Annotated in this window: 17 protein-coding genes; all 17 read left to right on the top strand. The window is 49.1% G+C overall.

Annotation, left to right across the window (positions count from 1 at the left end; genetic code table 11):
- The first annotated feature begins 8 nt into the window (after positions 1–8).
- The 17 genes from MKY82_RS21755 to MKY82_RS21675 are packed head-to-tail and all read left to right on the top strand — an operon-like array spanning position 9 to position 16,012.
- Positions 9–533, top strand: a complete 525-nt coding sequence (locus MKY82_RS21755) for a flagellar biosynthetic protein FliO (protein ID WP_071220090.1) — start codon at positions 9–11, stop codon at positions 531–533.
- Positions 530–1,282: a flagellar type III secretion system pore protein FliP gene (gene fliP, locus MKY82_RS21750; protein ID WP_076324981.1), complete on the top strand. Its 753-nt coding sequence runs from the start codon at positions 530–532 to the stop codon at positions 1,280–1,282. The genes MKY82_RS21755 and fliP overlap by 4 nt, the downstream gene beginning before the upstream one ends.
- 40 nt (positions 1,283–1,322) lie before the next feature.
- The gene (gene fliQ, locus MKY82_RS21745; protein ID WP_071220092.1) at positions 1,323–1,592 is read left to right on the top strand and encodes a flagellar biosynthesis protein FliQ; all 270 of its coding nucleotides are present in this window, start codon (positions 1,323–1,325) and stop codon (positions 1,590–1,592) included.
- A gap of 11 nt (positions 1,593–1,603) precedes the next feature.
- Positions 1,604–2,392 (top strand): flagellar biosynthetic protein FliR, encoded by a 789-nt coding sequence (gene fliR / locus MKY82_RS21740; RefSeq protein WP_194543567.1) that lies wholly within the window; start codon positions 1,604–1,606, stop codon positions 2,390–2,392.
- Positions 2,393–2,412: 20 nt separating this feature from the next.
- Complete coding sequence (gene flhB / locus MKY82_RS21735; protein ID WP_194544873.1) at positions 2,413–3,501, top strand: flagellar biosynthesis protein FlhB; 1,089 nt, start codon at positions 2,413–2,415, stop codon at positions 3,499–3,501.
- Between the two features lie 24 nt (positions 3,502–3,525).
- Positions 3,526–5,559, top strand: coding sequence for a flagellar biosynthesis protein FlhA (gene flhA / locus MKY82_RS21730; RefSeq protein ID WP_194543566.1), 2,034 nt, complete (start codon positions 3,526–3,528; stop codon positions 5,557–5,559).
- On the top strand, positions 5,556–7,004 hold the full coding sequence (gene flhF / locus MKY82_RS21725) for a flagellar biosynthesis protein FlhF (protein WP_194543565.1): 1,449 nt from the start codon (positions 5,556–5,558) through the stop codon (positions 7,002–7,004). Before flhA ends, flhF begins: the two co-directional genes overlap by 4 nt.
- Positions 7,001–7,891 carry a MinD/ParA family protein gene (locus MKY82_RS21720; RefSeq protein ID WP_220684605.1) on the top strand — a complete coding sequence of 297 codons (891 nt, stop codon included), beginning with the start codon at positions 7,001–7,003 and terminating at the stop codon, positions 7,889–7,891. Before flhF ends, MKY82_RS21720 begins: the two co-directional genes overlap by 4 nt.
- Before the next feature lie 38 nt (positions 7,892–7,929).
- Entirely contained in the window at positions 7,930–9,267 is a 1,338-nt protein-coding gene (locus tag MKY82_RS21715; RefSeq protein ID WP_220684606.1) for a chemotaxis response regulator protein-glutamate methylesterase, read from the top strand.
- Positions 9,268–9,290: 23 nt separating this feature from the next.
- Complete coding sequence (locus tag MKY82_RS21710; RefSeq protein WP_194543562.1) at positions 9,291–11,360, top strand: chemotaxis protein CheA; 2,070 nt, start codon at positions 9,291–9,293, stop codon at positions 11,358–11,360.
- Positions 11,361–11,411: 51 nt separating this feature from the next.
- Positions 11,412–11,873 (top strand): chemotaxis protein CheW, encoded by a 462-nt coding sequence (locus MKY82_RS21705; RefSeq protein WP_194543561.1) that lies wholly within the window; start codon positions 11,412–11,414, stop codon positions 11,871–11,873.
- Positions 11,874–11,876: 3 nt separating this feature from the next.
- Positions 11,877–12,503 (top strand): chemotaxis protein CheC, encoded by a 627-nt coding sequence (locus MKY82_RS21700; RefSeq protein ID WP_113058647.1) that lies wholly within the window; start codon positions 11,877–11,879, stop codon positions 12,501–12,503.
- Positions 12,496–12,993, top strand: coding sequence for a chemotaxis protein CheD (locus tag MKY82_RS21695; RefSeq protein WP_194543560.1), 498 nt, complete (start codon positions 12,496–12,498; stop codon positions 12,991–12,993). Before MKY82_RS21700 ends, MKY82_RS21695 begins: the two co-directional genes overlap by 8 nt.
- A gap of 3 nt (positions 12,994–12,996) precedes the next feature.
- Positions 12,997–13,398 carry a hypothetical protein gene (locus tag MKY82_RS21690; protein WP_194543559.1) on the top strand — a complete coding sequence of 134 codons (402 nt, stop codon included), beginning with the start codon at positions 12,997–12,999 and terminating at the stop codon, positions 13,396–13,398.
- Positions 13,399–13,413: 15 nt separating this feature from the next.
- Positions 13,414–14,202: a FliA/WhiG family RNA polymerase sigma factor gene (locus MKY82_RS21685; protein ID WP_071220103.1), complete on the top strand. Its 789-nt coding sequence runs from the start codon at positions 13,414–13,416 to the stop codon at positions 14,200–14,202.
- 30 nt (positions 14,203–14,232) lie between these two features.
- On the top strand, positions 14,233–15,642 hold the full coding sequence (locus tag MKY82_RS21680; protein ID WP_194543558.1) for a FapA family protein: 1,410 nt from the start codon (positions 14,233–14,235) through the stop codon (positions 15,640–15,642).
- A gap of 58 nt (positions 15,643–15,700) precedes the next feature.
- On the top strand, positions 15,701–16,012 hold the full coding sequence (locus MKY82_RS21675) for a hypothetical protein (RefSeq protein ID WP_194543557.1): 312 nt from the start codon (positions 15,701–15,703) through the stop codon (positions 16,010–16,012).
- Positions 16,013–16,032 lie beyond the last annotated feature (20 nt).

The raw sequence follows: 16,032 nt of genomic DNA, 5'->3' as shown, positions 1-16,032 counted from the left end.
TTCTTCTTATGATGATGGCAGCTTCTGATGGATTAGGCTCAAGTAGTACTACCGGGTATTATTTACAGTTATTTTATGTCTTTATCGTACTTGCCATCATCGTTGCGTTGATCGTGTTCCTGATTCGCTTTCTCAGCAGAAAGAATCAGAGCTGGATGCAGGGCCGCTCCATTCGTACTTTGGGTGCGGTTGGGATGGGCCCTAACAAATCCCTTCAGCTCGTCGAAATTGGGGGCAGCATCTATGTGATCGGAGTTGGCGAAGACGTCCGGTTGGTGGACAAAATTTCTGATCCAGCTGAAGTTGCGCTTATCCAAGCTGCATTTGAACAGGATTCTGGAATACATAATGGGGCACTGCCGCCTTTTATAACGAAACTGGCGGCAAAACTCCGTAAAGACAAACCACCGGAAGAAATGGAATTGGACGATACATCTTCTTTCCATGAAGTGTTCGAGTCCAAGCTGCGCAGCGTACCGAACCGGAAAGAAAAGGTCGAAGAATTGCTGCGGGAGGATCATAAAGATTCATGAATAAAAAGATCTCGTACGCTATCGCGATTTTCATATTGTTTGGATTTCTGTTTTCCCATACGGCATTTGCGGATCCGATTCCAAACATCGATATTCAAATCGGCAACGAGGGAGATACACCGGGGACAAGCTCCTTGTCCTTGATACTCCTGATCACCATTCTTAGCATTGCACCGGCGATACTGGTGCTGATGACTAGTTTTACAAGGATTGTTATCGTGCTTGGCTTTGTCCGTACTTCGCTCGGCACACAGCAAACACCGCCAAACCAAGTGTTGATCGGCCTGGCTCTGTTTCTTACCTTATTCGTAATGGCTCCGACGTTGTCTTCAATGAATGATGTAGCGCTGCAGCCCTATCTGAAAGGTGAGATCACCCAAGCAGAAGCGCTGGATAAGGCTCAAGATCCTATGAAAAAGTTCATGTTCGCGCACACACGGGAAAAGGATCTATTGTTGTTCATGAATTACACAGGCGCAGAGAAACCCGAATCTTATGAGGATATTCCATTAACGGTTTTGGTACCGGCATTTGCCATTAGTGAGCTGAAGACGGGCTTTCAAATGGGCTTTATGATTTTCATTCCGTTTCTGGTCATCGATATCGTGGTTGCCAGTGTGCTGATGGCGATGGGTATGATGATGCTGCCGCCGGTCATGATCTCGCTGCCATTCAAGATTTTGCTCTTTGTTCTGGTAGACGGCTGGTATTTGGTAGTGAAATCCATGCTGATGAGCTTTAACACGTAGCAATAAGCGGCAAGTAATTCGAATACAGGGGGACTTAGCCGTGAGCGCTGAATTTATTATCGGTCTGGCAGGACAAGCGGTTTATATTGTGCTCCAGGTGAGCGCACCGATGCTGGTTCTCGCACTGGTTGTCGGACTTATCATCAGTATTTTTCAAGCGACAACACAAATCCAGGAACAGACGCTGGCTTTCGTACCAAAAATTATTATCGTACTTATATCATTATTGCTGTTTGGTCCTTGGATATTAACGACGTTAGTGGATTTTACCCACGGAATTTTGGACAATCTCTACAAATATATCGGATAGGCTGAGTGTCCATGGAATGGTTGCAGCAAAGTTTACCTGTTTTTATGCTTATATTTTGTCGAATAACAGCTTTTTTTGTAATATCGCCAGTGTTTACTTCACGCGGTATACCCCCTTCTTACAAAATAGGCCTTTCGGCCATCATCGCCCTGATCGTATATTTTTCGTTCGGGCTCGGAGAAGTGGTTCCGCAAGATCTGTCTTACGTCATATTAATTGTCCAGGAAGTATTGGTTGGACTGCTGCTTGGTTTCACTGCTTATCTTATTATGACCGTCGTTCAAACGGCAGGTGCATTAATTGACATTCAGATCGGGTTCAGCATGGCAAATGTCATCGATCCTTTTACAGGGACTTCCAGCCCATTAATCGGTAACTTCAAGTATTATCTTGCTCTACTGGTATTTCTGAGCATGAATGGCCATCACTACCTGTTTGATGCGATTATGTACAGCTATGATTGGATTCCGATTACGGGGGATGTGTTTGGGAAGATTCATGACGGTAATGTGACGGATTTTCTCGTACGGACATTCTCGCACTCCTTTGTATTGGCACTTCAAATGGCCGCTCCGCTGGTAGCCGCTTTGTTCCTGACCGATGTCGGGCTTGGCTTTCTGGCAAGGACGGCGCCGCAGTTCAATGTATTTGTTATCGGTATAATCGTCAAAATCATCGTTGGACTCGTGCTGCTGATGCTGCTCATGCCAATGCTGGTGTCACTATTTGATCATCTGTTTGCCAAAATGTTTGAAGCACTCCGGCAGCTACTCGGCGTTCTTGGCGACGGGCCGACTTAAGGAGGATGGAGGTGAAGCGGATGTCATACCGGTATCCGGTCGACTTACAGCTGTTCGCTGGCGAAAAGACGGAGAAAGCCACACCGAAGAAACGCCAGGATACACGTAAGAAAGGCCAAGTTGCCAAAAGTATGGAGGTATCGGGTGCATCGGTTTTGCTGGCCGCATTCTTTTGCTTGTTAATTTTCGGCGGGTATATGAGAGACCGCACCGTTCGACTGTTTACTGACATTTATATTAATCGGCTCTCCATGGACGTAACGAAAGACAATGTGATGCAGTTATTCGGGGAGTACGGTGTTCAAATATTGCTTCTGCTGGCTCCGTTGTTTATCTCGGTGTTCGTTGTTGCGCTGATCGCCAATTACTTGCAGGTCGGGTTTATGCTGACGGGCGAGACTTTGAAAATGAAGTTCAGTAAAATCGATCCCATCAAAGGGTTCAAGAACATATTCTCGATGCGTTCCTTGGTCGAGTTTTTGAAATCGGTCATCAAACTGACCATCATCGGCTACCTCGTGTACACCACCTTGTGGGCTGCCAGGGAAGGATTATCGTCCTTGTCGACAATGGGACCCGACACCATTTTTCATTTCGTGGCGGATATCACCATGTCACTTGGTTTTAAGATTGCCATCGGGCTGATCATTCTGGCCGTTTTGGATTACATGTATCAGAAATATGATTATGAAAAAAACATTCGAATGTCCAAACAGGACATCAAAGACGAGTACAAGAAGATGGAGGGCGATCCGCTGATCAAAGGGAAGATCAGGGAACGCCAGCGTCGGATGGCACTGCAGAGGATGATGCAGGAAGTCCCGAATGCCGACGTTATCATCACGAACCCGACCCACTTTGCAGTGGCGATCAAGTATGACGGGTCCATGATGGAAGCTCCGCAGATCATTGCGAAGGGTCAGGATTTCATGGCCTTGCGGATTAAAGAAATAGCGAAGGAACACGGAATTATAACGATGGAAAATAAGCCGCTGGCACGCGCTTTGTACCAACGGTCGGAAATCGGGGATTCGATTCCGGGAGACCTGTTCCAGGCCGTAGCGGAAGTGCTGGCCTATGTATATAAACTAAAAGGTAAAGTGAAATAATTAGGGACCGGAGGCGTCATTGCAGTGAAAATAAAAGATCTATCTGTCCTTGCGGGTGTCATTGGCATCGTACTCATGATGATTCTTCCGATCCCGGCATGGCTGCTCGATGTACTCCTGATTATCAATGTCTCGCTGGCGCTTATTATTTTGCTGGTGGCCATGAATACGAAGGAAGCCTTGGACTTCTCCATCTTCCCTTCCTTATTGCTCATCACGACACTCTTTCGTGTAGCGCTTAACATTTCGACAACGAAGCTGATCCTGTCGGAAGCTAGTGCGGGCGAGGTTGTAGCCACGTTTGGTAAGTGGATAGCGAATGGCGAAATTGCGGTTGGATTCATCGTCTTTTTGATCCTCGTTGTCGTACAGTTCATCGTCATTACCAAAGGCTCGGAGCGGGTAGCAGAGGTTGCGGCAAGATTTACGCTCGATGCGATGCCTGGTAAACAGATGAGTATTGATGCGGATCTGAACGCAGGTTTGATCAATGAGCAGCAAGCCAGGGAGCGGAGAAGAAAAATTGAGCGGGAAGCCGACTTTTACGGGGCTATGGATGGTGCAAGTAAATTCGTTAAGGGTGACGCCATCGCTACGATTGTCATCATGCTGATCAACCTGATCGGCGGATTTATCATCGGGATCTCGATTCACGGAATGTCATTCGGAGACGCGATGAGCACATACTCCATCCTGACGATCGGGGACGGATTGGTCAGTCAGATTCCGGCGCTTTTGATTTCCACTGCAGCGGGGCTGATTGTTACAAGAGCTTCTTCGGAAGGGAACCTGGCGGAGGATCTGACAGGGCAGCTCTTCTCATACCCTCATCTATTGTACATTGTTTCAGGTACCGTTCTGTTGCTAGGGATTTTCACACCCATTCACCTGATTACGACCGCACCGATTGCACTCATCTTACTTATTGCGGCACGGAGGATGCAGAACAATCTGGATCGCAAGCAGGTCGAGGTGGAGCAGATGGAGGAGGAACAGCAAATCGAAGAGGTTCGAAGTCCGGAAAGTGTGATCAACCTGCTTCAGGTTGACCCGATCGAATTCGAATTCGGGTATGGGTTGATTCCGCTCGCAGATGCGCAGCAGGGCGGAGATTTATTGGACCGGATCATTATGATTCGGAGACAATGCGCACTTGAGCTGGGACTTGTCGTACCGGTTATCCGAATTCGCGACAATATTCAACTAAAACCGAATGAATATGTCATAAAAATAAAAGGGAATGCTGTCGGCGGCGGTGAATTATTATTAAATCACTACCTCGCCATGAGCCCTGGGTACGAGGATGATTCCGTAACGGGCATCGAAACGACCGAACCGGCCTTCGGGCTCCCTGCGCTTTGGATAGATGAAGCCATGAAAGAGCGGGCGGATCTTGCCGGATATACCGTAGTCGATCCACCGTCCGTTGTGGCTACCCATTTGACCGAGTTGATTAAGAGACATGCCCATGAGCTGATTGGACGCCAGGAGACCAAGGCATTGGTTGATAACATCAGAGAAAGCTATCCGGTCCTTGTGGACGAGCTCATTCCTTCCGTGCTGACCATTGGAGAGGTGCAGAAGGTATTAGCTAAGCTTCTCCGCGAAAAAATCTCGATCCGGGACATGGTCACGATTCTCGAGACCCTTGCGGATTATGGACATTACTCGAAAGATCCCGATGTCCTTACCGAATATGTAAGACAAGCTCTCTCGCGGCAGATTACCCAGCAATATGCTCAAGAGGGAGAGGCTATGCGGGTCATCACGGTTGGACCGCAGCTTGAGAAGAAGATCGCCGAAAGCGTCCAGCAGAGCGACCAAGGAAGTTATCTTGCCATGGACCCGGCATCGACACAGAGCGTGTTTCAGAAGCTCAGTGAACAGGTTAACCGGATCATTCAGATGGGGCAGCAGCCTGTTCTGCTTACCTCACCGGCCATAAGAATGTATTTAAGGCAGGTCATTGAACGAAGCATGCAGGATATTCCGGTGTTGTCTTATAGTGAGCTGGAGCCGAACGTCGAAATTCAAAGTGTCGGAGTGGTGAACTTATGAGAGTGAAGAGGTATATCGTCGACACGATGCCTGAGGCGATGCAGCACATTCGTACGGATTTAGGTGCGGATGCCGTCATACTGAGTACGAAGGAAACCAAGGTGGGCGGATTCCTGGGTATGTTTACCCGCAAGAAGATCGAGGTAATCGCGGCAGTAGAGCAAGCGGAGAAATCCAAAGGCTCTGCTCCGATGAAGTCCAAAGTTACGCCTGCAGTACCTTCTGGTGCCGTACCCAAGGCCTATCAACGAACGGCTGAAATTTCGAAGCCCGGTTCACAAGCCTCCATGAATTCCGTGAATAACACGGATTCAGCCTCCGGCGTACAGCAGGAGGATGACTATAGTCGTTTTGCAGAGATTCTTAGCCAGGTTGCTGCTTCCGAGGAGGCCGTTAACAGGGACAAGGATGAAGTGGGTCATGGGCAACAGCCTGCAGCACCTGAACAAGCTGCGATGCGAAGCGATCAAGCGGAAACGGCTGCATCCGTTGGATCTGTGAAGTCTGATAAGTCATCTCGTGGAGGACAGGAGGAGCCATTAAGTTCCCGTTTGGGAATTAGTGAATCCGAACAAAGAGTCCTTGAAGAGCTTAAGGAAATGAAGGAATGGATCGCGCGATTGTCCAGGCAAAATCTCGAAGCGCAGCAGCTACCCGAGCCGCTGCATTTCATTCGGGATCAGCTGCTTAAGCAGGATCTTTCGGCCAAGCTGACGGAAGAGTGGCTCACTGCCGCAGAAGAAGCCTGGCAAGCCAGTCAAATGCAGATGAGCGAGGCCGAACTGCAGAACGTGATTTACAAGCAAGCCGAGGCGTTCCTTGAGGGGCGTATTGGCGGCGGTGTTCAGCCCGAGACCCGGATTGTATATATTGCCGGACCGACAGGGGTCGGCAAGACAACCACGATTGCGAAGATCGCAGCGGAGCAGCTGTTCCGTAACCAACGCAAGGTAGGTTTTATCACTTCCGATACGTATCGGATATCTGCCGTTGAACAGCTGCGCACCTATGCCTCCATTCTCAATGTGCCGATGGAAGTCGTGCAATCGCCCGGTGATATGCAGCGAGCCCTTCAGAAGCTGCAGGATTGTGATTTGGTGTTGATGGATACTGCAGGTCGGAACTATCGGAATGAGCTGCTCGTTTCCGAGCTTCAAAGCCTGTTCTCCCATTCCGATCAAAGCGAAACCTATCTTGTGCTCAGCCTGACCTCCAAGAGCAGCGATATGATCGAAATCGCGGATCATTTCAGCAAATACGAACTCGATAAGGTCATCTTCACGAAGATGGATGAGACCGGCAGCTACGGCTCCTTGTTTAATCTGATTGATGCCCATAACCTTCGCTTGTCCTATATGACCAATGGTCAAAATGTGCCGGATGATCTGCTGATGGCCGATAGCGAGCGGTTATGCCATCTGCTGCTGGGAGAGATTCGCACATGACGGATCAAGCTCAATCGCTCCGCCAGCTGGTTTCTTCTCAGCAATCAGGGAACAGCGTTAAACCAACATCCCCAAGAACCGCCAAGATTATTACGGTCAGCAGCGGTAAAGGCGGGGTTGGGAAATCCAATTTCACACTGAATTTTGCGCTGACTTTACAGTCGATGGGCAAAAAGGTATTGGTGTTTGATGCCGACATCGGGATGGCAAACATTGACGTTCTTATGGGCGTGAGCTCCCGGTACAGCTTGTATCATCTCATTCGCCGGGAGAAGAGCATTGAAGAAGTAATTCAATACGGACCAGACAAGCTTCCTTACATTGCCGGAGGTTCCGGTTTGGCTGACATGATGTCCCTGTCTGAAGAGGAAATGAATTATTTTATTTCACAGATCGAAATTATTTCCTCGGAAATGGACTATATCATTTTTGACACGGGAGCTGGCTTGTCCAAGGAAAACATGAGGTTTATTACTTCCGCTGATGAATGCCTAGTCGTCACGACGCCGGAACCGACGTCCATCACAGATGCCTATGCGTTAATCAAGGTGGTGCACGGCACGGAATGTCAGGTTCCGTTCAGCCTGATTGTCAATCGTGCGGGAGATGAAGAGGAGGCACGTGAAGCAGCGGGCAAAATTATTTTGACGGCCCAGCGTTTTCTGGATATCGACATCAAGCTGCTGGGTTCGATTGCCGATGATACGCATGTTGTCCAGGCGGTTAAGCGGCAGGTCCCATTTACAGCAGCTTATCCGCGATGTAACGCCTCTGGTGATATCAGACGGATCGCGCTTCGCTACATGACCGTCCCTGCTGCCACAGAGCCTGAAGCTCCGAAGGGAATCAAAGGATTTATGCATCGGTGGCTCAAACGTACGAAATGATTCTTTGTTTGGATTAATGGAAACTGAGGTGGACATCTATGAAGCCTTTTCGTGTGCTTGTCGTTGACGATTCAGCATTTATGAGGAAGATCTTTTCCGATTTCATCGAGCGTGACCCATCTTTTCAAGTTGTAGGAACAGCTGATAACGGTCTTGATGCCGTTCGGAAAGTAAAGGAATTGAATCCGGATGTCATTACATTGGATGTAGAAATGCCGGAAATGAACGGCCTTGATGCTCTGAAGCTGATTATGGAATCGGGTCCCCGTCCGGTCATTATGTTGTCCGGCATTAATGAGCAAGGCATGAAAGAGACCATTCTTGCCCTTGAGGCAGGAGCATTTGATTTTATACGAAAGCCTTCCATTTCGAATGCGCTTGATATTGAGCAGGTGCGTTCAGAACTAATGAAGCAACTGAATGCGGCGATGCAGGCTAAACAGCGGAGGGCATTGTGGGAAGAAGAAGAGCAGAGACGACGGAGTGCGGACATAACGGTTCCTCTTTCGCCAAAGCCTTCTGACAAAACGCTGATCAAGAAGCCGCAGGTGATTGAGAAAAGAACAACGGTCCGCCAGACAGACCAACGGAGCAAGCTAAAGGAATCGCCCCTTATCCCGCCATCTCGAACTGTGGAAAAGAAGGTGTCTACTGCTGCGGAAGGAGCAGAGCATGCTGGACCAAAGCGAAAACAAGCAGATCGTAAGCCGGTTACAGACTTTGTTCCAGTCGCGCTTCCAGAGAACGAGAGTCGTCAGCTCCGTGAAGCAAAAATACCGCAATCAACGGAATTGACGGATTTGGTTGCGGTGGGCTGTTCGACCGGCGGGCCAAGAGCATTGAAAGCTCTTCTCGAGCCCATCCCCGGTGACTTCCGTGCCCCGATTGTCATCGTTCAACATATGCCGCCGAGTTTTACCAAATCGCTTGCACAGCGCCTGAATTCATTCAGTCAGCTGGAGGTCATGGAAGCTGAACAAGGGATGGTATTGGAACCGGGCAAAGCCTACATTGCTCCGGGAGGCAGCCATATGAGGGTTTGCCGCTCGGACAGCGGCGCTTACCAAATCAGGATCAGTGAGGATGAGGCCCGCAACGGTCACCGTCCATCTGTAGATGTGCTGTTCGAATCCTTACTTCCATTGACCATGATTAAGCGCCATGCGGTACTGATGACCGGCATGGGAAGCGATGGAGCGAGAATGATGAAGAAGCTTTATGATACAGGAGTGACATCCACCTACGCGGAGAGCGAGCAAACCTGCGTCGTATACGGGATGCCGAGATCAGCTGTTGAGCTCGGATGTGTAAGCCACGTTCTGCCACTACATGATATCGCACCTAGAATGGTTCAAGCTGTAAATAACGGAAAGTGAACTTGAAGAGGAGGTGTCTCTCAATGGACATGAATCAATATTTGACAATGTTTATTGATGAGTCAAATGATCATCTGCAATCATTAAATGAAAACATGCTTCAATTAGAAAGCAACCCGGACGATATCGGGATCGTACAGATTATTTTCCGATCGGCTCATACATTGAAGGGTATGGCAGCAACGATGGGATACGAAGATCTGGCTTCGCTTACCCACCAGATGGAAAACGTGCTGGATCTTGTCCGGAACGAAAAGTTAAAGATGCAGGATTTTATCTTTGACACGCTCTTCAAAAGCTTGGACGCTCTTGAATCGATGGTGCAGGATATCACCAACGGCGGAGACGGGAAAGCGGATGTTTCCTCCATCGTGGCATCCTTGCAGGCGATTGTGCGTGGAGAAGGGGCAACACCTGCTGGGGAAGCTGCCGAAGGGGATAGCTCCGTTGCGGCCGTTCAGGGAATTGAATTGGATGAGTTTCAATTCTCCGTGCTTGATCAATCGATTTCGGAAGGACATAAGGTTTTATATATACAAGTGACATTGCGAGAGGATTGCCAACTCAAGGCGGTTCGTGCCTACATGGTATTCGAAACGCTGGAAAGATCCGGGGAAATCGTCAAGACATATCCGGACGTTCAAGAGATTGAACAAGGTGAATTCGATCGCGTATTTTCGTTGTATTACATAACGCAAAGAGAAACGCAAGATATTGAAAGCCAGATTCTGGGCGTTTCGGAGATCGAGACAACCACGGTTGTGGCGCTTGATCATGAAACTTTGCAGCAAATGGTACAGGAGAGCGCGGCTACAGCAGAAGCTGTCAAACCGCAAGTTTCAGAAGCATCCCAAGCAGCTGCAGCTTCACCGGAAGCCAAAGGAACTTCAGCGCCTGTCAAAGAATCCAAGGCACCCGCCCGAAATGCTGGGGGAGGTAATCCTTCAAGAACGATCCGGGTTGATATTGAACGGCTCGATGTTCTAATGAATCTGTTCAGCGAGCTTCTGATTGACCGGGTACGCCTTGAGCAGCTGGCCAGCGAGTCCAAGAACCAGGAGCTGACAGACACGGTTGAGCACATGAGCCGCGTAAGCAGCGATTTGCAGAATATCGTCTTGAAACTGCGCATGGTGCCTGTGGACACAGTGTTCAACCGTTTTCCTAGGATGGTGCGGGACCTTGCCAAAACCTTGGACAAAAAAATTGATTTGATTATTACCGGAGCTGAAACGGAGCTGGATCGTACGGTTATTGATGAGATCGGTGACCCGCTTGTCCATTTGCTGCGAAACTCGGCAGACCATGGCGTCGAACCTGTTGCCGACCGTATCGCTGCCGGTAAACCGGAGACCGGTACCGTTCATCTGCGTGCGTTCCACAGCGGCAACAATGTCTTCATTGAGATTGAGGATGATGGACGCGGTATCTACCGTGACAAAATTCTGAAGAACGCGCTGGCAAAAGGCGTTGTGACGGAGACCGAAGCAGCGACTATGACCGATGACGAGGTCAATCAACTGCTATTCGCACCGGGATTCAGCACCGCTGAGAAAATTTCAGACGTATCCGGCCGAGGCGTTGGGCTCGACGTTGTTAAATCCAAAATCGTTGCGCTGGGCGGTAACGTCACCATCTACTCGACGCCGGGAAAAGGCACGAACTTCTCCGTTCAGCTTCCATTAACGCTGTCTATCATAGCAGCTATGCTGATTCGGATGGGATCCGAAAAATACGCGATTCCGCTTTCCTCCATTGTTGAAACGGGCATCATCAAGCGCGGGCAAATCAAACATGTTCACGGCAGCCGCATGATCCAGTTCCGTGAATCGCTGATACCGGTCATCTCGCTTAGCCGTTTGTTTGAAGTTCCAGATTTTGATGAAGAGCTGGAAGAAGAAACGGAGATCGTTGTGATCCGCAAGGGGGATCGTTTGGCGGCACTCACCATCGATGATTTTATCGGTCAGAGTGAAATCGTCATTAAAAATCTCGGTAAATATCTGCCTGCCATTCAGGGAGTATCCGGAGCAACCATCCTGGGGGATGGACAAGTCGCTCTTATCATCGACGCAAATGCATTTATCAAATAAATCGTTGCTATGAAGCACGGCAGGCCACACATTTTGAAGGAGGACTTATTCATGGGAGAAGAAATCAAGGTTATTGTCTTTAAACTTGGCGAGGAAGAATACGGCATCGAGGTAGACAAGGTTCAAACCATTGAGCGAATGATGCCCATTACGCGTGTTCCGAAGACTTATGCTTTCGTAAAAGGTGTTATTAATCTTCGAGGCGTCGTCATTCCTGTAATCAATCTGCGCGGCCGTTTTGGATTGGACGAGGTGGAAGCAACCGATCAAACACGGGTTATCATCGTAGCTGTCAATGACATGCAGGTAGGCTTTATCGTGGATTCCGCAAGTGATGTCATCGATCTGAATACGGACAGCATTGACTCTCCGCCTGAGGTGGTCGGCGGAATTAAAGCGAAATATCTTCGTGGGGTCGCGAAGATAGGAGAGGAGCGCCTTCTCGTCATGCTGAATCTGTCCGAAGTGCTGAACAAGAGTGAGATTATTCAGCTGGAAGGCCTTGAGGAGTAGACAGTGGAGCTGTTTAAGCATGGCAAGGAAATCAAAATGGATGTTTTGAAGGAAGTAGGAAACATCGGAGCGGGCAATGCGGCAACCGCCCTCTCCCGCTTGCTTAACAAACCTATTGATATGGCTGTACCCAAAGTTCAACTCCTGCCTTTTGAGCAGATTGCCGAAAGTGTAGGAGGAAGCGAACAGCTCGTTCTTGCCGTATTTTTACGGGTGGAAGGCAGTGCGCCGGGCAATCTCTTCTTTATTATGAGTCCGGAAGCCGGGAAGAATTTGCTGCATAATTTAGCGGGCTTTGAAGTGTCGGATGAGGAGCAATTCTCCGAGATGGAGCAGTCCGCATTATGCGAGATCGGAAACATATTGTCAGGCTCGTACCTATCGTCGCTTGCTGATCTGACCAATCTGTCCATGACACCTACGGTGCCGGCACTTGCGATGGATATGGCAGGGGCCATCTTAAGTTATGGATTGCTCCAGTTCGGAGAAATGGGAGACGATGCCCTCTTAATCAACACGACGTTCCTAGAAGGGCAAAACGAGGTGGAAGGCCAGTTCTTCCTGATACCTGATCCACAATCATTTGCTCAGATTTTTGAAGCTTTAGGAGTGCCTTTAGAGCATGATTGAAGAACAAAGCATAGTGAAAGTAGCCATGGCGGATCTGAACGTCGCAGGTCCAAACGGTATTTTGCGTACAACGGGGCTCGGCTCGTGCGTCGGACTGACGTTGTATGATCCGGTGACGAAGATTGGTGGAATGGCGCATGTAATGCTTCCATCTTCAGCGATTGCCAGAGAAGGGCAGCTAAACCTGGCCAAATACGCCGATACGGCTCTTCCGATCCTGTTGAATCAGATGAGGAATTTGGGTGCGGCTCCGGCACGTATGGTAGCCAAAATGGCCGGGGGAGCCCAAATGTTTGCTTTTGCCGGCTCGGGTGACACCATGCGCATTGGTCCTCGTAATGTAGAGTCTTGCAAGGCTGGGCTCGAGCAGATGGGGATAACGCTAATCGCCGAGGATACCGGGGGAAATTATGGAAGAACCGTTGAGTTGGACTGTGCAACGGGTAAGTTTACAATACGAAGCGTACAAAAGGGCATAAAGGAATTGTAGCTAATGGGAAAACTCCGTTTTTATCTGATGACTGGAATTGCCGGTTTTGTGTTCACGTTTATATTCTCCATACGTAACAATCTGTGGATGACTAGCATGTATCGGGCTCTCCTTGCATGTGCGATTTGGTTTCTTCTGGCGTTCCTGCTGAATTGGATGTTTGCTGCCATTACGGGTCCGCGAGCCGCTGTTCAAGGGGACGTCGATACGCAGCGGGAGCAAGACCGAGGGACTGTTCTTGATTTATCCACGCCTGATGAGGATCGGGAATTGATGGATTTAATCCATTCCGAATCCAGCAGCAAAGAGAATGGAGACTTTGTACCGCTAAATCCTCCTAAGCTGGTTTCAACGAAAGAACCCGAAGAACTGGCCAAGGCCGTTCGTCACCTTACGGAAAAATAAGGAGGGTGAAGGCAATTGGACGAACGTAAAGCTTCTGTGCTAAACCATGCGGATTTGTGGAGCGCATGGAAGGAAGATGGAGACCATGAAGCGAAGAAGAAACTAATCGAATATCATTTGCACATCGTTGACTATGTTTCAAGCCGCTTGGCTATCGGTCTTCCGAAGAACGTTTCTAAGGGAGATTTGGCCAGCAATGGGGTAATGGGTCTGATTGATGCCATCGAAAAGTTTGATTACAAACGAGGGCTGCAGTTCGAAACCTATGCTTCTTGGCGCGTGCGTGGGGCTATTCTGGACTCGCTGCGCCAAGGAGACTGGGTGCCGCGTTCCGTCCGCGAGAAAGCGAAGAAGATTGAAACTGCATATCAGCAGTTGGAACAGAAGTATTTACGCAGCGTCAGTGATTCCGAGATGAGTGATTACCTTGACGTGACTGAGAAGGAGTTCCGGCACATGCTGCAGGAAGTAGCGGTCATGACATTGACATCTCTGGAGGATCCGATCCGCGAGGAGGAGTCTGAGACCCGAATGTCGCTCCTGGTTGATGAGAAAGCGAAAAATCCGGATCACAAGGTCCATGAATTTTATCTGCGAGAAGCCCTGATGAAGGGTATCGGTAAATTAACCCCGAAAGAGCGGACCGTAGTTTCCTTATTATATTATGAGGATTTATCACTCAGCGAAATTGCTGAGGTGATGTCGCTATCACCTTCACGAATATCTCAGCTTCATTCCAAAGCGATATTGAGACTTCGGGGCGCGCTCGATAAAGATCGGGATTTGCTGATGCAAAACGATTGACGCTTGCCATTTATGAAGGGGGTTCCTGGATTGTCTGTAGATTATGCATTGGATCAGTACTTTAGCGTTACGCTATCGGATGACAAGGTCGTCGCCTATATACAGTTCACCAAGTGGGAGAAGGATTTCTCTTGCTCTGTAGAAGCTCTTGAACAATTTCTGAGAAGTCACCAGGTACGATATGGACTTCAACATGATACGTTGCGGCGAATCGCAGATCATGCGGAGGAATATCAATATAGTAGAACGCCGATTGCCATGGGAACGGAACCTATGCACGGACAGAACGGCAGAATCGAATTTACCGTTAATTTTGGGAATGAGACGAACCTGAAGCCGCTGGAGATCGAAGATGGCAAAGTGGATTATAAAGAAGTGATTCGTTTAAATAATGTAAAGAAAGGCCAGCTGCTGGCAACCCGAATCCCGCCAACAACAGGAGTCCCCGGAACTGCGGTGACCGGAGAGGAGATTCCGAGCAAACCGGGTAAGGAAGCTCATTTCAAGGTGGGGAAGAACGTCGTTGTTAACGCCGAGAAAACTGCAATGTACGCTGCCCTTGACGGACTCCTCACCAAAACCGAAAAAGGAAAAATCAATGTGTTTCCGGTATATGAGATTAACGGGGATGTTGATTACAGCATTGGCAATATCGATTTTGTCGGTACGGTGGTCATTCGCGGCAATGTGCTAACCGGATTCAGAATCAAGGCAGCAGGGGATATTCGAGTTACCGGCTTTGTGGAAGGAGCCGAGCTGGAGGCTGAAGGTTCGATCGATATATCCGGCGGAATCATCGGTTACAACAAGGGCTATGTAAAGGCGGGCCAGGATGTCAAAAGCTCGTTCATCCAGGATGGAAACGTCATTGCCGGCGCTAGCGTATTCGTCTCGCAGAGCATCATGCATTCCAATATCCGCGCGGTTCAGAATATCGAATGCAACGGGATGAAAGGGCTCGTGGTGGGCGGTATTCTGCAGGCCGGGGAAAAGGTTGTTGCGCGAACGATCGGAAACAGCATGTCGACGGCTACCGTAGTTGAAGTAGGCGTGCTGCCTGAGCTGCGGAATGAACTGGCGGATCTCAGAGCCCAATTGAAGCAATCTATAGAAAGTATGGATAAAACCGATAAAGCGCTTTATCTTCTGAATCAGTTAGCTTCCTCGGGTCAATTGTCGCCAGACAAGCTAGCGCTGCGGATTAAGCTGAATGCGACCAAGAAATCCAACATGGCAGAACAATCCGATATCAAGGACCGTATGCTGGAAATCGAAAAGATGCTGGAGGATACCGGCAAAGCAAGAGTGAATGTGGTAAAGACGATCTACGGCGGAGCCAAAATTGTCATAGGGCGGTATACCCGCTTTGTTAAGGATCCCACGCAGCGGGTTTCTTTTTACTATCATGAAGGGGATATCACCATGGTGCCGCTCTTGTAGGTCAAAACATACGTTTTAAATGCTTGTGGACATGATCCTATACCATGAGGTGATTCCATTGAGTTTGAAATCGGTTGAGATGCAAATTGCGGTCCCCAGAACCAATGAAGCGGGCAAGATGCATAATGAAACCCAGCAGCGCCCGATGAATGATCAGACGCTGCTTGCGGGTGAATTAACGAAGAACAGCCGTGCGGAAGCCCAGCGAAGCACGGAAGTGAGTGAGACGGCGGAGACAGCCGTGCGCGATGACGGTAGCCGTCAATCCTCTGGGCAGCAACAAGGCCGGGGAGCGGCAGAATCAAGCGAGACGGTGGAGCTGCCGGCAGAGCATCCTTATAAAGGCAAAAATTTCGATGTTTCGCTCTAGATAATTTATAGGCATAAAGG

Origin of the sequence: Paenibacillus sp. FSL W7-1279 (assembly GCF_037969845.1) — a bacterium.
Lineage (GTDB): Bacteria > Bacillota > Bacilli > Paenibacillales > Paenibacillaceae > Paenibacillus_AQ.
The sequence above is the reverse complement of the archived record's forward strand: the minus strand, read 5'-3'. Positions and strand labels throughout refer to the sequence as shown.